The 15,967-nt window shown below is 37.4% G+C and carries 15 protein-coding genes; 3 read left to right on the top strand and 12 right to left on the bottom strand.

The features are described 5' to 3' along the window. Window positions 1–250 precede the first annotated feature (250 nt). The gene (locus RGQ13_RS17825; protein ID WP_348391073.1) at window positions 251–1,765 is read left to right on the top strand and encodes a S10 family peptidase; all 1,515 of its coding nucleotides are present in this window, start codon (window positions 251–253) and stop codon (window positions 1,763–1,765) included. Between the two features lie 222 nt (window positions 1,766–1,987). Here the strand turns inward: RGQ13_RS17825 and RGQ13_RS17820 are convergent, their stop codons facing one another. Continuing rightward, the gene (locus RGQ13_RS17820; protein WP_348391072.1) at window positions 1,988–2,434 is read right to left on the bottom strand and encodes a CBS domain-containing protein; all 447 of its coding nucleotides are present in this window, start codon (window positions 2,432–2,434) and stop codon (window positions 1,988–1,990) included. A 252-nt stretch (window positions 2,435–2,686) separates the two neighbouring features. Here RGQ13_RS17820 and uvrD point away from each other — a divergent pair, with 252 nt between their 5' ends. Then, window positions 2,687–4,858 (top strand): DNA helicase II, encoded by a 2,172-nt coding sequence (uvrD, locus tag RGQ13_RS17815; RefSeq protein ID WP_348391071.1) that lies wholly within the window; start codon window positions 2,687–2,689, stop codon window positions 4,856–4,858. A gap of 57 nt (window positions 4,859–4,915) precedes the next feature. Here uvrD and rarD read toward each other — a convergent pair whose 3' ends face one another. Further along, the gene (gene rarD / locus RGQ13_RS17810; protein WP_348391070.1) at window positions 4,916–5,818 is read right to left on the bottom strand and encodes an EamA family transporter RarD; all 903 of its coding nucleotides are present in this window, start codon (window positions 5,816–5,818) and stop codon (window positions 4,916–4,918) included. A 108-nt stretch (window positions 5,819–5,926) separates the two neighbouring features. Next, window positions 5,927–6,379, bottom strand: a complete 453-nt coding sequence (locus RGQ13_RS17805) for a thioesterase family protein (RefSeq protein ID WP_348391069.1) — start codon at window positions 6,377–6,379, stop codon at window positions 5,927–5,929. A gap of 119 nt (window positions 6,380–6,498) precedes the next feature. Between RGQ13_RS17805 and recQ the strand changes: the two genes are divergently transcribed. Next, complete coding sequence (gene recQ / locus RGQ13_RS17800) at window positions 6,499–8,310, top strand: DNA helicase RecQ (RefSeq protein ID WP_348391068.1); 1,812 nt, start codon at window positions 6,499–6,501, stop codon at window positions 8,308–8,310. 32 nt (window positions 8,311–8,342) lie between these two features. On the opposite strand, the gene RGQ13_RS17795 is transcribed toward recQ, so the two are convergent. The 9 genes from RGQ13_RS17795 to RGQ13_RS17755 all read right to left on the bottom strand — a co-directional run bounded on the left by RGQ13_RS17795 (window position 8,343) and on the right by RGQ13_RS17755 (window position 15,950). Then, window positions 8,343–9,179 carry a 23S rRNA (adenine(2030)-N(6))-methyltransferase RlmJ gene (locus RGQ13_RS17795; RefSeq protein WP_348391067.1) on the bottom strand — a complete coding sequence of 279 codons (837 nt, stop codon included), beginning with the start codon at window positions 9,177–9,179 and terminating at the stop codon, window positions 8,343–8,345. Between the two features lie 33 nt (window positions 9,180–9,212). Next, window positions 9,213–10,070 (bottom strand): 4-hydroxybenzoate octaprenyltransferase, encoded by an 858-nt coding sequence (gene ubiA / locus RGQ13_RS17790; RefSeq protein ID WP_348391066.1) that lies wholly within the window; start codon window positions 10,068–10,070, stop codon window positions 9,213–9,215. Window positions 10,071–10,293: 223 nt separating this feature from the next. After that, window positions 10,294–10,698 (bottom strand): hypothetical protein, encoded by a 405-nt coding sequence (locus RGQ13_RS17785; RefSeq protein WP_348391065.1) that lies wholly within the window; start codon window positions 10,696–10,698, stop codon window positions 10,294–10,296. A gap of 501 nt (window positions 10,699–11,199) precedes the next feature. Continuing rightward, window positions 11,200–11,622: a hypothetical protein gene (locus RGQ13_RS17780; protein WP_348391064.1), complete on the bottom strand. Its 423-nt coding sequence runs from the start codon at window positions 11,620–11,622 to the stop codon at window positions 11,200–11,202. A gap of 178 nt (window positions 11,623–11,800) precedes the next feature. Further along, window positions 11,801–12,361: a chorismate--pyruvate lyase family protein gene (locus RGQ13_RS17775; RefSeq protein ID WP_348391063.1), complete on the bottom strand. Its 561-nt coding sequence runs from the start codon at window positions 12,359–12,361 to the stop codon at window positions 11,801–11,803. A 2-nt stretch (window positions 12,362–12,363) separates the two neighbouring features. Then, window positions 12,364–13,233, bottom strand: coding sequence for a rhomboid family intramembrane serine protease GlpG (gene glpG, locus RGQ13_RS17770; protein ID WP_348391062.1), 870 nt, complete (start codon window positions 13,231–13,233; stop codon window positions 12,364–12,366). 17 nt (window positions 13,234–13,250) lie between these two features. Next, window positions 13,251–13,586, bottom strand: a complete 336-nt coding sequence (glpE, locus tag RGQ13_RS17765; RefSeq protein WP_348391061.1) for a thiosulfate sulfurtransferase GlpE — start codon at window positions 13,584–13,586, stop codon at window positions 13,251–13,253. A 120-nt stretch (window positions 13,587–13,706) separates the two neighbouring features. Further along, window positions 13,707–14,732, bottom strand: coding sequence for an L-threonine 3-dehydrogenase (gene tdh / locus RGQ13_RS17760; RefSeq protein ID WP_348391060.1), 1,026 nt, complete (start codon window positions 14,730–14,732; stop codon window positions 13,707–13,709). 24 nt (window positions 14,733–14,756) lie between these two features. After that, a complete protein-coding gene (locus RGQ13_RS17755; RefSeq protein ID WP_348391059.1) occupies window positions 14,757–15,950 on the bottom strand; it encodes a glycine C-acetyltransferase in 1,194 nt (397 codons plus the stop codon). Between the last annotated feature and the right edge of the window lie 17 nt (window positions 15,951–15,967).

The following is a 15,967-nucleotide window of genomic DNA, read 5'->3' as shown; positions in this document are numbered from 1 at the left end:
CAGCACTTTTGTCTCAATGGTATTGTATTTTCTTATCTGTCACATTCTACTAATACCAAGTCCATTAATTATCTGCTCATTTTTACTGGTTAAAATGAATAACTACTGCGTTATAAAATCTTTAAGTAGAATAACTACTTATAATATTTTATGTCTTGTATTTATCCCTTTTTCCTAACTAAAAAGTAGATCACATAATTATTGGAATTGGTATAAACTTAATTACATTCTTAATCATCATGAGAACTAAATGAAAAACCTAACAATAATAGCGTCAATGCTTTACTTTGTTTCTAGTCTGGCATTTTCTGCTGAACCTGATAATAGTCGTAACCTTGAAATTGACCATAAAGTAGTTACAAAACATAAAACTAAAGTTAATGGAAATAAATTTTCTTACACGGCAACGGCTGGTACTCAACCGGTTTGGAATGAAAATGGAGACGCGATCGCAGCGTTGCATTACACCTATTATCAGCGTGATGATGTAAAAGACAGATCATCTCGCCCGTTACTTATTTCATTTAATGGTGGTCCTGGCTCTGCCTCAGTTTGGATGCATGTTGCATACACTGGACCTCGTGTATTAAATGTTGATCCTGAAGGTTACCCACTGCAACCTTATGGTGTTAAAACTAATTCGTATTCAGTTTTAGATACAGCAGATATCGTATTTGTTAACCCTGTCAATACTGGCTACTCTCGAATTTTGAAAAATAAAGAAGGTAAACTGCCTTCAAAAGAAGAACAGAAGAAACTATTTTTTGGTGTTAATGCTGATGTTAAATACTTAGCGGAATGGTTGAACACTTTTGTTACACGCAACAACCGCTGGCGCTCACCTAAATATTTAATTGGCGAAAGCTACGGAACTACCAGAGTTTCAGGTTTAGCGCTTGAGTTACAAAGTCGCCAATGGATGTATTTAAATGGGGTGGTTTTAGTGTCACCAACTGATATTGGTATTGAGCGCAATGGCCCGGTTAAAGCTGCAAACCGTTTACCTTATTTTGCCGCAGCAGCCTGGTACCATAAAGCGCTAGGAACTGACTTACAAAGCAAAGACTTAGCTGAGGTATTACCTGAAGTTGAAACCTTTACTATCAATGAGTATTTACCGGCATTAGCGATGGGCGGTTTTATTGCACCAGAGCAAAAGCAAAAAATTGCTGAGCAAGTTGCGAAGTATTCAGGCTTAAGTATCGATGTAGTATTGAAATCAAATTTAGATATTTCGACTCGCTTTTTTTGGAAGGAATTATTACGGGAGCGTGGCCAAACTATCGGTCGTTTAGACTCTCGCTATTTGGGGATTGATAAACAAGATGTCGGTGACAGCCCAGACTATAATTCTGAACTTACTTCATGGTTGCATTCGTTTACCCCGGCAATTAACTATTACATGAGTGAAGAGCTAAATTACAAAACCGACATAAAATATAATATGTTTGGTAATGTTCATCCGTGGGATAGAACAAACAATAAAACTGGTGAAAACTTACGTTTAGCTATGGCGCAAAACCCTTATTTAAACGTAATGGTACAAGCCGGATACTTTGATGGTGCGACTAACTACTTTGATGCTAAATATACAATGTGGCAGTTAGACCCAAGTAGTAAAATGAAACAGCGCTTAAGTTTTCAAGGTTACCGAAGTGGTCATATGATGTATTTACGTGCTGAAGACCTAAAGAAATCAAATAACGATTTACGTGCATTTATTAAGGCAAGTATTCCAGCTAAAGATAAAGCGGCGAAATACTAAAAGTAGAGGGGCAATAATCGTCATCAAATTATAAAAAATACGCCGTCATCCCTGAGGAGCTTAAGCGACATCAGGGACCTCCTGACGCATAATGTGGTAATAAAAAAAGATAATTATTTTATTAATTTACAATACGCTGCAGTAGGTCCCTCATCTCGCTCCGCTCGTGGGGGATGACGTTGTACTTTTTCTAATATTGTATAGTTGAAAAGGGCACAAACTTTATGAATATTGGTTTTCCTCTGGCTCATTCATTACTTCCAACAAATTAATCGCAACATTTACAAAGTCACTATCTGTTACTAGGCCTTTTAACTTGTTGTCTTCTACAACTGGTAAGCAGCCTATTTTATGTTTTTGTAAATATAGAGCAGCTTGGTGAACAGATGCTTGCGGCGGAATGGTAACTAGATTGTTGTGATAAAAATCCGCTATTTTGATACTTTGCTCACGTTCAAGACGTAAATCTTTTTTAATGCCATACAAACTTGATTCTTCAGCAGCGAGTACATCTCGTTGACTGATTAGGCCCATAAGCTCTTTGTTTTCATTAACAATGGGTATATGTCTGATTCGATTTTCCATCATCATTAATCGAGCATCTGACAAACTATGTTGAGGAGTTAATGTTAATACTTCTGTTGTCATTATTTTAGTAATACTAGTCATTGCATTTCACTTCTTAAAACTACTCTCATGCTCTTAAGTATGCGTTAATTTTAGAAAATTACCCGATATTTGTTAGTGATTTATTTGCGATATATCAAAGATAATGAAGATATTTAATTACTGTATAAATACAGATAAAATCAGTAGTATTCAATATTAGTTTACTGTTGTTACATACAGTGATAGTTTTGCTAGTTATACTAGCAGATATTACAATTTTCTTTTTCTCAATTTACGCGAATAAAAATAATTATGGATGTTTCAGAATTACTCGACTCTTTAAATGATAAACAACGTGATGCTGTTGCTGCACCTTCTAAAAATATGTTGGTACTTGCAGGTGCCGGCTCAGGTAAAACTCGAGTGTTGGTACATCGCATTGCCTGGCTTGTGCAAGTTGAGCAAATTTCTCCACATAGTATTCTTTCTGTAACTTTCACCAATAAAGCTGCAGCAGAAATGCGTGGTCGTGTTGAACAATCTATTGGCGGCAATATTCATGGCATGTGGGTTGGTACTTTCCATGGGTTGGCACACCGTTTATTAAGAATGCATTTTCAAGAAGCAAAACTGCCGCAAACATTTCAAGTGTTAGATTCTGATGATCAATTACGCATGATCAAACGTGTAGTTCGATCGCTGCAACTTGATGAGAAAAAATGGCCTGCTAAACAAGCTATGTATTATATCAATGGTAAAAAAGATGAAGGCTTAAGGCCGCAACATATTGATTGTCAGTTTGATCCAACCGAGCAAACTTTTGTAAAAATTTATCAAACCTACCAAGAGACTTGTGATCGTGCTGGCTTGGTCGATTTCGCTGAGCTGTTATTACGCGCGCACGAACTTTGGTTAAATAATCCAATATTATTAGAGCATTACCAACAACGTTTCACTCGTATACTCGTAGACGAATTTCAAGATACTAATGCTATCCAATATGCTTGGCTAAATATGCTCGGTAAAAAGCACGGTAACGTGATGATTGTTGGTGATGATGATCAGTCTATTTACGGCTGGCGCGGTGCAAAAATTGAAAACATTCAACGCTTTGTGAAAGACTTTGATGCTGAAACAATTCGCTTAGAACAAAATTATCGTTCAACCGCTAATATCCTAAATGCTGCTAATGCGTTAATTACCAATAACAATAACCGATTAGGCAAGGATTTATGGACTGAAGATGATGCCGGTGAAACTATTTCGTTGTATACCGCATTTAATGAAATTGATGAAGCAAGGTTTATTTCAGGTCGCATTAAGCAATGGCTTGAAGATGGCAATTCATTAGATGATGTTGCTTTACTGTATCGCTCGAATGCGCAATCGCGCTTACTAGAAGAAGCGTTATTACAAGCACGCTTACCGTATCGAATTTATGGTGGTTTACGCTTCTTTGAACGACAAGAGATTAAAGACGCATTAGCGTACTTACGCTTAATTAATAATCGTAATGACGATGCTTCATTTGAACGTATTATCAATACGCCAACTCGTGGTATTGGTAATAAAGCGTTAACACTAATTCGAGATTGTGCAAGAAGCCAAGGCTCTACACTCTGGGATGCTTGTATATATATGATTGAGCAAAACGAGTTAGCGGGTCGAAGTGCTAAGTCAATTAAAGCGTTTGTTGAATTAATTTTACAACTTGAAGATGATTCAACTAATTTAAATTTAGACCAACAAGCTAATCACGTAATTCAGCACAGTGGTTTAAAAGCTATGTATCAAGCTGAAAAGGGTGAGCGTGCGGCAGCAAGAATAGAAAACTTAAATGAATTAGTCACTGCTTGTTCTACCTATGAAGTTGACCCGGAAGTTGAAGAAGAGCTAACGCCACTTACTGCATTTTTAACTCATGCTTCGCTTGAAGCCGGAGAGTCACAAGCTGACGAATATGAGTCTGCAGTCCAATTAATGACACTGCATTCAGCTAAAGGCTTAGAATTTCCACTTGTGTTCATTGTGGGTATGGAAGAGGGGATGTTCCCGTCACAGCAATCTGCTGAAGACATTGTTCGCTTAGAAGAAGAACGCCGTCTTTGTTATGTTGGCATGACACGGGCAATGAAAAAACTGTATTTAACCCATGCTGAATCACGTCGTTTATACGGGCAAGAGAAGTATCATCGTCAAAGTCGTTTCTTAAAAGAAATTCCAGATAAGTTCATTGACGAAATACGGATGAAAAACCAAGTGGCTAAACCGAAAACGACTGGCCGGTTTAGCAATACTATTACTATGGAAACCTTTGAAAATACTGGCTTTAAATTAGGGCAGAGGGTAATGCATCAAAAATTTGGTGAAGGTGTAGTATTAAACTTTGAAGGCACTGGTGCACAGTCACGTGTTCAAGTTAATTTTGAGGCGCATGGGACTAAGTGGTTGGTTGTTGCTTACGCTAGATTAGAGGCGATTTAGTACAATAGTGTATAACTGAGGAAATATGTTCATGGAATAAATTTCCTCAGAAAGCACTTAAACTTTTGCCCGCTTTGCCGCTTTTAGTTTACGGATAGAATCCCAACTGTAAATTGCAATCGCAATCCAAATAAATACGAAGGTTAGTAACTTTTCAAAAATAAGCTGTTCTTTATACAATACAATCGCCAATATAAACATTAGTGTTGGGCCAAGGTATTGAAAGAATCCTAAAGTAGCTAACGATAGCCTTTTAGCGGCAGCAGTAAAGCAAATTAATGGTGCAGTGGTGACTAAACCTGCGGCAATTAGAGTGATGTTTAACTGGCTGTCATTAAGCATCATATTGCTTGTTGGTGTATCCATGTAAAAAAGCCAATAAGCAATTCCTAAAGGTAGCATTAATGCTGATTCTATTAATAACCCTGGCACTGATTCGACCATTAATTTTTTACGAAATAGCCCATAGATACCAAACGTTCCTGCAAGGCCAAGAGCTATTACCGGTATGCTGCCAATACTAATCAATTGAATAATCACGCCACACAAGGCGAAAATCACCGCAATTTTCTGCCACTTTCGTAATCGTTCACCTAGAAATAGCATGCCTAATGCAACTGAAAACAGCGGGTTAATAAAATAGCCAAGACTAGCTTCGAGCAAGTAATTATTATTAATTGCCCAGATGAATATTAGCCAATTAGCCCCCAGAATTACCGAAGTTAACAACAACCAGGCGAGCATCTTAGGGTTAACCAGTATGCGCTGTACTTTGCGCCAATTCCCCATAGCTAATACAATGATAACCAGAAGGGCAAACGACCAAATAATGCGGTGTACTAATATTTCTGGAGCCGAAACATGCTCAAGTAGTTTGAAATATAATGGAGCCAATCCCCACATGCCGTAAGCAGCAAGTGCGTTTAATACACCACTCTTATTTTCATTTACTTGCGTCATAATTTTACAGCCATTTATTGAGGAAGCATATTTGCGCCGATTCTAACATATAAGTGGCTATTTGATAGTAATACCAATTTAATTACTTAATGAAACTGGCATAAACAATTAAACCATATAGGTTCCTGTACCAAAGGCGATGTGTTCGCCTTTTTCATTGTGCAGTTCCATGCGTGCAACCGCTACTTTACTGCCATGACGAATGATACGTGCTGTTGCAACAAATGACTTACCTTTGCCAGGGCGAAGATAATCGGTACGCAAATCGATGGTACAAAATTTACTTAACTTATCGGCTATTTTTTTCTTGTCAGGTTTATTTATTCTACCGATCAAATTAGCTGAAATAACGACGCCACCAACCATATCTAAGACAGATGCAGTAACGCCGCCATGGAGAATTTTTTGGATTGGATTCCCCATCAACTTGTCTTGCCAATCAAACTGGATTTCAGCATATTCTTCAGTCATCTGAGTGATGGTGAAACCTAGTAATGAATTAAAAGGAATGTGGTTGTTCCACATCTCAGTTATTTGCTCGAAAATAAATTGTTTTTCCATAACATCCTCAAAAGTAAGCGTTTCTAGGTGTAGAGTAACTTAGTTACAAGAAAAGTCTATCGATCAACTGATGAGCTAGGTTAAAATGATAATAATCACCTAATAATAACGATAATCTCTTGAAATCTGACGCTAGTACCGAACAAAAATTGCCAGACTTACACCATTCTTTGAACCATCATTTTGGTTATCAAAGTTTCCGCTCTGGTCAACAACAAGTTATCGAGCAGTTACTGCAAGGTCGAGATTGTTTGGTATTAATGCCAACAGGTGGTGGTAAATCATTATGTTATCAATTACCAGCTACTCTAATGCCGGGCTTAACAATTGTCGTATCGCCATTAATTGCTTTAATGAAAGATCAAGTTGACGGTTTAAGTCGTCAAGGGATCTCAGCGGCCTATATTAATTCAAGTTTAGATGGGCAAACCATCAACCAAACCATGAAAAAGGTTGGCAGTGGTGAAATAAAAATATTGTATGTAGCGCCGGAGCGATTGTTAAACCATTATTTTTTGCAAAGCATACAGCAAGTGCAAATAAACTTTTTTGCCATTGATGAAGCGCATTGCATTTCTTCATGGGGTCATGACTTTAGACCTTCATACACGCAATTAGGTAAGCTAAAAGAGTACTTTCCTTATACGCCGGTTATTGCGTTAACAGCTACGGCCGATGTGACTACCCGTAAAGATATATTAAATCAGCTTCAACTAAATAATCCTTATGTGTTGCTCGACAGTTTCGATCGACCAAATATTCGTTATACCCTAGCGGACAAATATAATGGTGAGACACAGCTCATTGAATACTTGAAAGAAATGGGTGATGAAAGCGGAATTATTTATTGTAACAGTCGCTGGCAAGTTGATAAATTAAGCGGTTTTTTAGCTTCAAAAGGTTATAACTGTGCCGGTTATCATGCCGGCATGGAAACTGAAATTCGCGGTGTTATTCAAGATGGCTTTACCAAAGACAATATCAAAATTGTTGTCGCTACGGTGGCGTTTGGCTTAGGTATAAATAAACCCAATGTTCGTTTTGTGGTGCATTATGATATGCCAAGAACGCTGGAGTCTTATTATCAAGAAACAGGCCGTGCAGGCCGCGATGGATTAAAAGCTGAAGCGCTATTTTTATATGACAGCCAAGACATTGAACGCATAAAAAAGCGCATATCACAAAATGAAAATGAGCAGCGTATTAATGTTGAATTACAACGTTTTGCTGCCATGTCAGGCTTTGCTGAAGCACAAACCTGCAGAAGACAAGTGTTACTCAATTACTTCGCTGAATACACCAATAATGGTTGTGGTAACTGTGATATCTGTTTAGATCCACCAAGTCGATACGACGCTACAGTTGATGCCCAAAAAGTGCTGTCGTGTGTATTTAGAATCAATCAAAGTGGTGATATCCATTATGTTATTGATGTGCTTAGAGGGCGTGAACTCGAGAAAATAACCCAGAAAGAACATAATAAAGTAAGTACTTTTGGTATTGGTAAAGATAAAACTCGCGGTTATTGGTTTTCAGTTATTAGACAATTAATTCACTTAGGCTTTTTACAGCAAGATATCGAACAGCAATCAGCACTGTGTTTAACCAATGCATCAAAATCCGCTCTCAAAGGTTCTGAGCCATTAATGATGGCAAGGCCGAGACTACAAAGCCAAGGATATTGGCAGCAAAATAAAGCCACCTCTGCTTACGACAAGGTTTTGTTTAAACAGCTTCGTACTTTGCGTAAAGTAATTGCCGATAGTGAAGACATTGCACCATTTATTGTATTTAACGATGCATCATTAATTGAAATGGCCCGCTTGAAGCCAAGAAACTCAACAGAGTTCTTAGCTATAACCGGTGTTGGTGATACCAAGCTTGCTCGTTATGGCAATGCGTTTATTGACTTGATTAAAGAGCAATCTTAATAGTCTGTCTAAATACTGACTCTGACCCTAGTTTATTCTGCTACCCAAGTGTCGCACTTAGAAAAAGCCGTACCGTTTTCATCAACGGCTTTTACTAATTTAGGTAACAGTTTTTCCATTTTTGCTTTTAACGTCCATGGTGGGTTTATTACTATCATGCCTGACGATGTCATACCGCGCTCCGCAGTATCAGCAGATAACCCTAATTCGAAACGTACAATATCTTTTATACCGCTATTGGCAAAACTTTTTTCCAGTTTTTCGATGCGATGTCTATCAACTACTGGATACCAAATAGCGTAGGTACCGGTTGGAAATTTTTTATGTGCTTTCGCCACAACTTTAAATACCTTATCGTAATCTGTTTTAATTTCATAAGGTGGGTCAATAAGAACAAAAGCACGACGTGAGATTGGTGGTACAACCGAAAGTAACCCTTCAAATCCATCGCCTTGTTTTACTCTTACACGACGAGTTTGTCTTATATTCTCACTGAGTAGTTCAAAATCAGTAGGGTGTAGCTCGTATAACCAAGCTTTATCTTCGTTACGTAAAAAGTGTTGAGCGATTAACGGAGAGCCAGGATAAAACTCTAGTTGCTCAGAATCGTTATGGACTTTAATCGCACGAAAATATTCTCTTAATTCAGGAAAGTCATTTTCATTTAATTTGGCGATACCATTTAAGTATTCACCCAACTTAGTGGCATGTTCTGATTTTAAATTGAATAAACCGGCACCCGAGTGAGTATCTATGTAGTCAAAAACCTTATCTTTTTGCCCTAGGTAATCTAAAATTTCTACTTGCACAATATGCTTGAGTACATCGGCAAAGTTGCCTGCATGAAAAGAGTGACGATAGCTGAGCATGTTTGATCCTAGGTGAATGCAATAAAGGTAAAGTTAGTATTGAATTATTATAGCGAGTAATACAATCAATAACCCGTAATGATTGTTTAAAAACGCTTGAAAGCAATTATCTCTCTCTCGTTTCTTGATTAAATTTTGTTGATAAATAAATGTCGCAGCCACGAGAATTAAACCCAAATAATAGAACATATTGAACTGCTGAATTTGACCAACCTTAACCAGTAATGTCAGTACGAATATTTGCAATAAAGCGATAATTACTTTGTCTAATCGGCCGAAAATAATTGCTGTTGATTTTACTCCAATAAGTAAATCATCATCTCTGTCTACCATGGCATACATAGTGTCATAGGCAACTGTCCACAGCACATTAGCGAAAAATAATAACCAGGCTGTAGTGGGAATAGCCTGTTGAATTTCAGCAAAGGCCATGATCATGCCCCAACTAAAGGCTGCCCCTAAAACCACTTGTGGGTAATGAGTAAACCTTTTCATGAATGGGTAACTAGCAGCAAGTATTAAGGCAATAATTGATAAACTAATGCTGTACCATGAAAGTGTTAAAACAAGTCCTAAAGCAACAGCCAATAGAACAACAAATAAGGTTATAGCTTCTTTGCTTGTTATCAGTCCGCTAACAAGTGGTCGTTGTTCAGTTCGTTTAACTTTTCCATCTACTTTTCTATCGGCAAAATCATTAATTACGCAACCAGCACTGCGCATAATAAATACACCTAGGGCAAAAACTAAAGTTAAATGCCAACCTGGAAAACCTTCTGCGGCAACGTATAGCGCCCAAAACGTCGGCCAAAGCAATAAATAGGTACCTATTGGCTTGTCCATACGAGTAATTAATTTAGTGGCTTGCCAAGAAGGGAGGAATGCTGACATTAATTGATCCTGAAGACTAAAACCAAGTTCATTAATTAACGAAGTTGGCATAACTTTTTAATAATTTTTATCCTAGTGATTAAAGTTAGGCACTGGATTATTTTTTGCTTATATTATACCAATACGAATAAGAATACGAACAACTCTAAGTTAATTTATCCCGGAATTAAAAAATGGTTAAGTAAACACTTAACCATTAAATACGTTAATAATTTTTGCAGCCTTACCTACTAGTAACTACTATAACTTGTGGTAAATCATTCACTTTTGCAATATCAATAATTTTCATTTGATCATCAGTTAACTTATATTTGTTCATCGCTTTATCATTGAGAAAATTATACGTTTTGTCTGCGTCATATTGTGCCGTGAATTCAATTAAATTGATTTTGTTACAAGACACTTCAGCTAACACTGAGTTAGTTTTTTGGTACATGCCAGTTTGTTGCCAGCTTAAACTCTTGATGTATTTTTGGGTGGCATGCAAATTATTGCTTCCTGCTGCTATACATAGTTTAGTGGCAGTAGAGTTGTCACCGGCTTCAAAGGTAACATTATTGGCATAGGCCTTAAAACTTAATAAGACGAAGGCTATTATAAATAAAAAAAATGTTCGGGTTGCTTTCATGATTAATCACTCCTTGTGTGTATTCTTACTAGAAAATTGTAGGCAGATTACTGAAATAACTTAAGATGAAAAGCTAAGTGTTATGTGATTATTTCTATGACTACTAACTATCTAAAATAACTAACTTTTTTCTGGCTTATAAGCAAAACCTAAGGAAATAATATTGCTTTCATAAGCATTCCATTTTCGAAATGTGCGAGTTAAGTGAGGTTTTCGTTAAAGTATATTTACATGTACCTTGATATTAACCGTTTGACGCAGCATTGAATTTAGCAACTTAACCCCCTAGCTGATGATTTGCATACCTTTGTCCATGAAGTAATAGAATTTAAGCCATCCATGAATTAACAGAATCTAAGCCTTTTTCAATAAGGATGTTGTGTATGCCATGATCACATGGATGTGAAAGAATGGTCCATGATAACTCTAAGTTAATTTATCCATGAATAAAAAAATGGTTAAGCGAAAACTTAACCATTTAACTATACTTTTTTTGAATTATTAACGACTAGTGATAACAATAACTTGTGGCGTATTGTTCATGCTATTTTGTCTCGCTAAATCAATTACTTTAACTTCGTCAGTATTTAAGCGATATTTTTTCATCGCTCTTTTATTGATAAACTCAAACGTGTCTTTGGCATTATATTGAGCTGTAAATTTTACTAAATCAGTGTCGTTGCATCGTATGTCATCGCTTGCAAAGTTAGTTCGACCATACATACCGGTGTTAATTCCAGTCATCAAAGCAAGGCGGCTAATATATCGTTTTGTTTTTTGTAAATCATTGCTGACAGCAGCAAGGCAAAGCTTAGTCGCTAAAGAATCATCTCCCGCCTTGAAAGTTATATTGGCTGCATTTACTTTGCTGCTGAATAAAGTGAACACGATAATAAATAAGGTTACTGTAGTTAATACCTTCATAATTAATCTCCTTTGAAAAGGTGATTAAATGATAGGCCGTATATTGAATATATTATGATAGAAGCAAAATCTTTCGATGATTATTTTGTGATTACTGTAAGTTATTGTGACATATAGATTTAAATGTAAAGTTGAAATTAATAAACATGTTTTCAGGACAATTTTATATTCGATATCTTTATAGGTAGGCTCTCGCGCTAGGTAAAAATACTTCAGCGACCATCAGCGGCTTATCTTCAATGAAAAATAATGAACGTCGGCCCCATAAATTGTGCTTAACCTGAAGATTTAGCATAGCAGCTAATTCGCATACTCTCAGACTAGGCTCAATTTCGGCAACTTCTACCACCTCACGATGCAATTTCGGATTATTAAAAAGTACTTGCCCTAGCGATTGCTCGCCTAAACTTGCTAGGGCTTGTTGTTCACCGGTTAAACTTTTTAAAGGTAATAAACTGCGAGCAAATACATGCGGTACATCATCACAAAATAATATAACTTCTCGCACCAAAACTTGTTCACCTAATATAATATCTGCATTTGCTTCATTAGCTTGGCAAGCTTCAACTCGCTGCCCTAATACTTGTATCTTAAAGTCTTTACAGTGACTTTTTAGGCGGGCCGTTAATGATGTAGGATCTAACAACCAATCATTCAAACGCGGTGTTTGTGGAGCGTTTTTAGCACTTATCCAGTTCACATCTAAACCAATGGGAAACTGATGTTTTAATTCAAGCATAGTTAATTAATTTTCTTCATTTTAGTTAACTGAGTAACCAGTAGCGCATAGAATACCCCCGAAATTAAACCCACTAAATGCGCAGTGTTTGCTACATTAATCGGCATAAAATCGGTATAGCCTAATACTAGCCAAAACAGCATAAAGCCAATAATAGAGTTGGATAAACCTATACCTTTATTCGGGTTTAAATAGCCATACCACCATACAAAACCTACCGTGGCATAAACAACTCCAGAAAGACCACCAAAATTGGGCCCGGAAATATAGAATTGTGCAATATTAGAAAGTAGGGCAGAGGTAATAAATAAAATTATGATTTTATTTAGCCCTAAGTTCTTTTCAATTTGACCACCGAGTTGCCACCACCACATCGTATTAAAGGCAATATGCAATAAAGAATAATGGAACAAAGCGGGCGTTAATAGGCGCCAAGGCTGGGCAAATGTTTGATTAAGATCACCAGCTTGATTGAAAATAACTAATTGATAAAGGCTATTACCGAACAATAAAAATGTGGCGGCAAATACAAGCCAACAAAGTGCAAAAATACAAATAGTGAAAGGGCCTGCTTGAGCGAGGAAATTTGCTTTAATTTGCTTACTCAACCCAGAACTACCATTGAGCTTTACCGATTGGCCACTTTGCCAAGCAGATTGCTGATACTTTGGGTGATTGGGCTGACTAATGAACTGTTCAAATTCATATTTAGCTCTATCAATTTCTTGTGTGGCACAAAGGATAGCCCAACCATCAATGACTTGCTGATCGTTTAAGGCTGGTTTGATTTCACAGTTAATGTTGATACTTTTTAGGTAATCAGCAAAGATCAAGGCAATGGATTTTTGTTCTACGTTAACCAATATTTGCATTTAAGGTTGCACTCTATTTATGCTTTTTCAATATGTTGCGGATAACTATTAGACCATAACTCAAACCCACCATCTAGCGAGTAAACATCGGTGAAATCTTGGCTAATTAAAAATTGCGCGGCTTGTTGACTAGAAATACCATGATAACAACATACCACTGTAGGAGCATCGAAATCAGCTTCACGTAAAAAATCACTTAAACCTTCATTGCTTAAGTGGATTGCCCCAGATATATGGCTGATAGCATATGAATTAGCATCGCGTATATCTACAACGATATGTTCTTTAGTAGCTAAACCATTTGCTACATCGGCCACATTAATGTGTTTGAAGGTGCTGTCGTTTGATAACACAGTATTCTCTTTATTTAGTTTTAATAAGTTCGTTAAAGTGATTTTAACAAAAAAAGCCTGCTGAGCTAGTAAAAACTCAACAGGCTTTAATAAAAAATACTTTATTCTAGATTTATAGGGTTAATCCCAGCTAAGAATAACTTTACCTGAATTACCGGATAACATGGCGTCAAAGCCTTGTTGAAATTCATCAATAGGGAAGTGATGAGTAATAATAGGGCTCAAGTCTAAACCAGATTGAATTAAGCTTGCCATTTTATACCAGGTTTCGAACATTTCACGGCCATAAATACCTTTGATGGTTAAGCCTTTAAAAATGACTTTGCTCCAATCAATCGCCATGTCTTGCCCAGGAATACCTAACATGGCAATTTTACCGCCATTGTTCATATTCTCTAGCATGTCTGTAAAGGCCATAGGTACGCCAGACATTTCCATGCCTACGTCAAACCCTTCTGTCATACCAAGCTCGTTCATTACATCTTTTAAGTTTTCGTTGGCAACGTTAACTGCACGAGTAGCGCCCATTTTACGAGCTAAATCTAAACGATATTCATTAATGTCAGTAATAACAACATGGCGGGCACCAACATGTTTAGCAACAGCCGCTGCCATAATGCCGATAGGGCCAGCACCAGTGATCAAAACATCTTCACCAACTAGATCAAATGAAAGGGCGGTATGTACAGCGTTACCAAATGGGTCAAATACTGCCGCTAAATCGTCAGAGATCTCATCGGGTAATTTAAACGCATTGTAGGCAGGAATCACTAAGTATTCAGCAAAACTCCCGGTACGGTCTACACCAACACCAACGGTATTGCGACATAAGTGCGTTCGGCCACCACGACAATTTCGACAATGACCGCAAGTAATGTGACCTTCACCAGATACCCTGTCTCCTTTAGTAAAACCTTTTACTTCTTGACCCATGTCAACTACAACACCCGCGTATTCATGACCGACAACCATAGGTACAGGAATAGTTTTCTGTGACCATTCATCCCAGTTATAAATGTGAATGTCGGTACCACAAATTGCAGTTTTCTTAATTTTGATTAATAAATCGTTATGACCAACTTCTGGCTTTGGCGAGTCAGTCATCCAAATGCCAGCTTCAGCTTTTAATTTTGCTAATGATTTCATTCTATTATCTCTAATTTAAGCTTGTTAAATGACGCCCATTTCTTTACCAATTCGGGTAAAGGCTTCAATAGCTTTATCTAATTGCGCTCGAGTATGAGCGGCAGAAATTTGGGTACGAATGCGCGCTTGGCCTTTTGGTACAACTGGAAATGAGAAACCAATAACGTAAATACCTTCGCTAAGTAAACGGTTTGACATATCAGCTGCAACTTTAGCATCTCCAAGCATAACTGGAATAATCGCATGATCTGCACCGGCACAGGTAAAGCCTGCGGCTTCCATGTTATTACGAAAATATGCTGCGTTATCTTTTAAGGTTTTACGAAGTTCGCCGCCTTGAGCGAGCATATCAATTACCTTGATAGAAGCTGTTACAATTGCAGGAGCTAATGAGTTTGAGAAAAGGTAAGGACGAGAACGTTGACGTAACCATTCGACTACTTCTTTACTCGCTGAGGTGAAACCACCTGAAGCGCCACCCATGGCTTTACCTAAAGTACCGGTAACGATATCTACTCGGCCCATTACTTCACAGTACTCGTGTGAACCACGACCTTCTTCACCAACAAACCCTACAGCATGAGAATCATCAACCATCACCATTGCATCATATTTGTCGGCTAAATCACATACACCTTTCAGGTTGGCAATTACACCATCCATTGAGAATACGCCGTCAGTAGCAATTAGCTTAAAGCGTGCACCAGCTTCATTGGCAGCAATAAGTTGTTCTTCTAATGCGGCCATGTCGTTATTCGCATAACGAAAACGTTTAGCTTTACATAAACGCACACCGTCAATAATTGATGCATGGTTTAGTGCATCTGAAATAATCGCATCTTCAGCAGTTAATATTGTTTCAAATAAACCCGCATTAGCATCAAAACATGAAGAATAAAGAATGGTATCTTCCATACCCAAGAAGTTAGATAGTTTACCTTCTAAGGTTTTATGAATATCTTGTGTACCACAAATAAAACGTACTGATGCCATACCAAAACCATGGTCGTCTAAACCACCTTTAGCAGCGTTAATTAGCTCTGGATGATTGGCTAAACCTAAATAGTTATTGGCACAAAAGTTAATAACTTCTTCACCACTGCTAACTGCAATATCTGCTTGTTGTGCGGTAGTTATAATTCTTTCTGCTTTGTACAGGCCTTCTTCTTTAACTTGATCGATTTGTTGTTGAAGATGGTTAATAAAATTAGATGACATATTAGCCTCAGTTAGAT

Source organism: Thalassotalea psychrophila (assembly GCF_031583595.1).
GTDB classification, from domain to species: Bacteria; Pseudomonadota; Gammaproteobacteria; order Enterobacterales; family Alteromonadaceae; genus Thalassotalea_A; species Thalassotalea_A psychrophila.
This window is presented reverse-complemented; position numbering and strand designations above follow the sequence as displayed.

Excerpts from the sequence above, each read along its gene's own strand:
- RGQ13_RS17825 (WP_348391073.1), top strand. The coding sequence starts at position 251 with ATGAAAAACCTAACAATAATAGCGTCAATGCTTTACTTTGTTTCTAGT.
- RGQ13_RS17820 (WP_348391072.1), bottom strand. The coding sequence starts at position 2,434 with ATGACTAGTATTACTAAAATAATGACAACAGAAGTATTAACATTAACT.
- uvrD (WP_348391071.1), top strand. The coding sequence starts at position 2,687 with ATGGATGTTTCAGAATTACTCGACTCTTTAAATGATAAACAACGTGAT.
- rarD (WP_348391070.1), bottom strand. The coding sequence starts at position 5,818 with ATGACGCAAGTAAATGAAAATAAGAGTGGTGTATTAAACGCACTTGCT.
- RGQ13_RS17805 (WP_348391069.1), bottom strand. The coding sequence starts at position 6,379 with ATGGAAAAACAATTTATTTTCGAGCAAATAACTGAGATGTGGAACAAC.
- RGQ13_RS17795 (WP_348391067.1), bottom strand. The coding sequence starts at position 9,179 with ATGCTCAGCTATCGTCACTCTTTTCATGCAGGCAACTTTGCCGATGTA.
- ubiA (WP_348391066.1), bottom strand. The coding sequence starts at position 10,070 with ATGTCAGCATTCCTCCCTTCTTGGCAAGCCACTAAATTAATTACTCGT.
- RGQ13_RS17785 (WP_348391065.1), bottom strand. The coding sequence starts at position 10,698 with ATGAAAGCAACCCGAACATTTTTTTTATTTATAATAGCCTTCGTCTTA.
- RGQ13_RS17780 (WP_348391064.1), bottom strand. The coding sequence starts at position 11,622 with ATGAAGGTATTAACTACAGTAACCTTATTTATTATCGTGTTCACTTTA.
- RGQ13_RS17775 (WP_348391063.1), bottom strand. The coding sequence starts at position 12,361 with ATGCTTGAATTAAAACATCAGTTTCCCATTGGTTTAGATGTGAACTGG.
- glpG (WP_348391062.1), bottom strand. The coding sequence starts at position 13,233 with ATGCAAATATTGGTTAACGTAGAACAAAAATCCATTGCCTTGATCTTT.
- tdh (WP_348391060.1), bottom strand. The coding sequence starts at position 14,732 with ATGAAATCATTAGCAAAATTAAAAGCTGAAGCTGGCATTTGGATGACT.
- RGQ13_RS17755 (WP_348391059.1), bottom strand. The coding sequence starts at position 15,950 with ATGTCATCTAATTTTATTAACCATCTTCAACAACAAATCGATCAAGTT.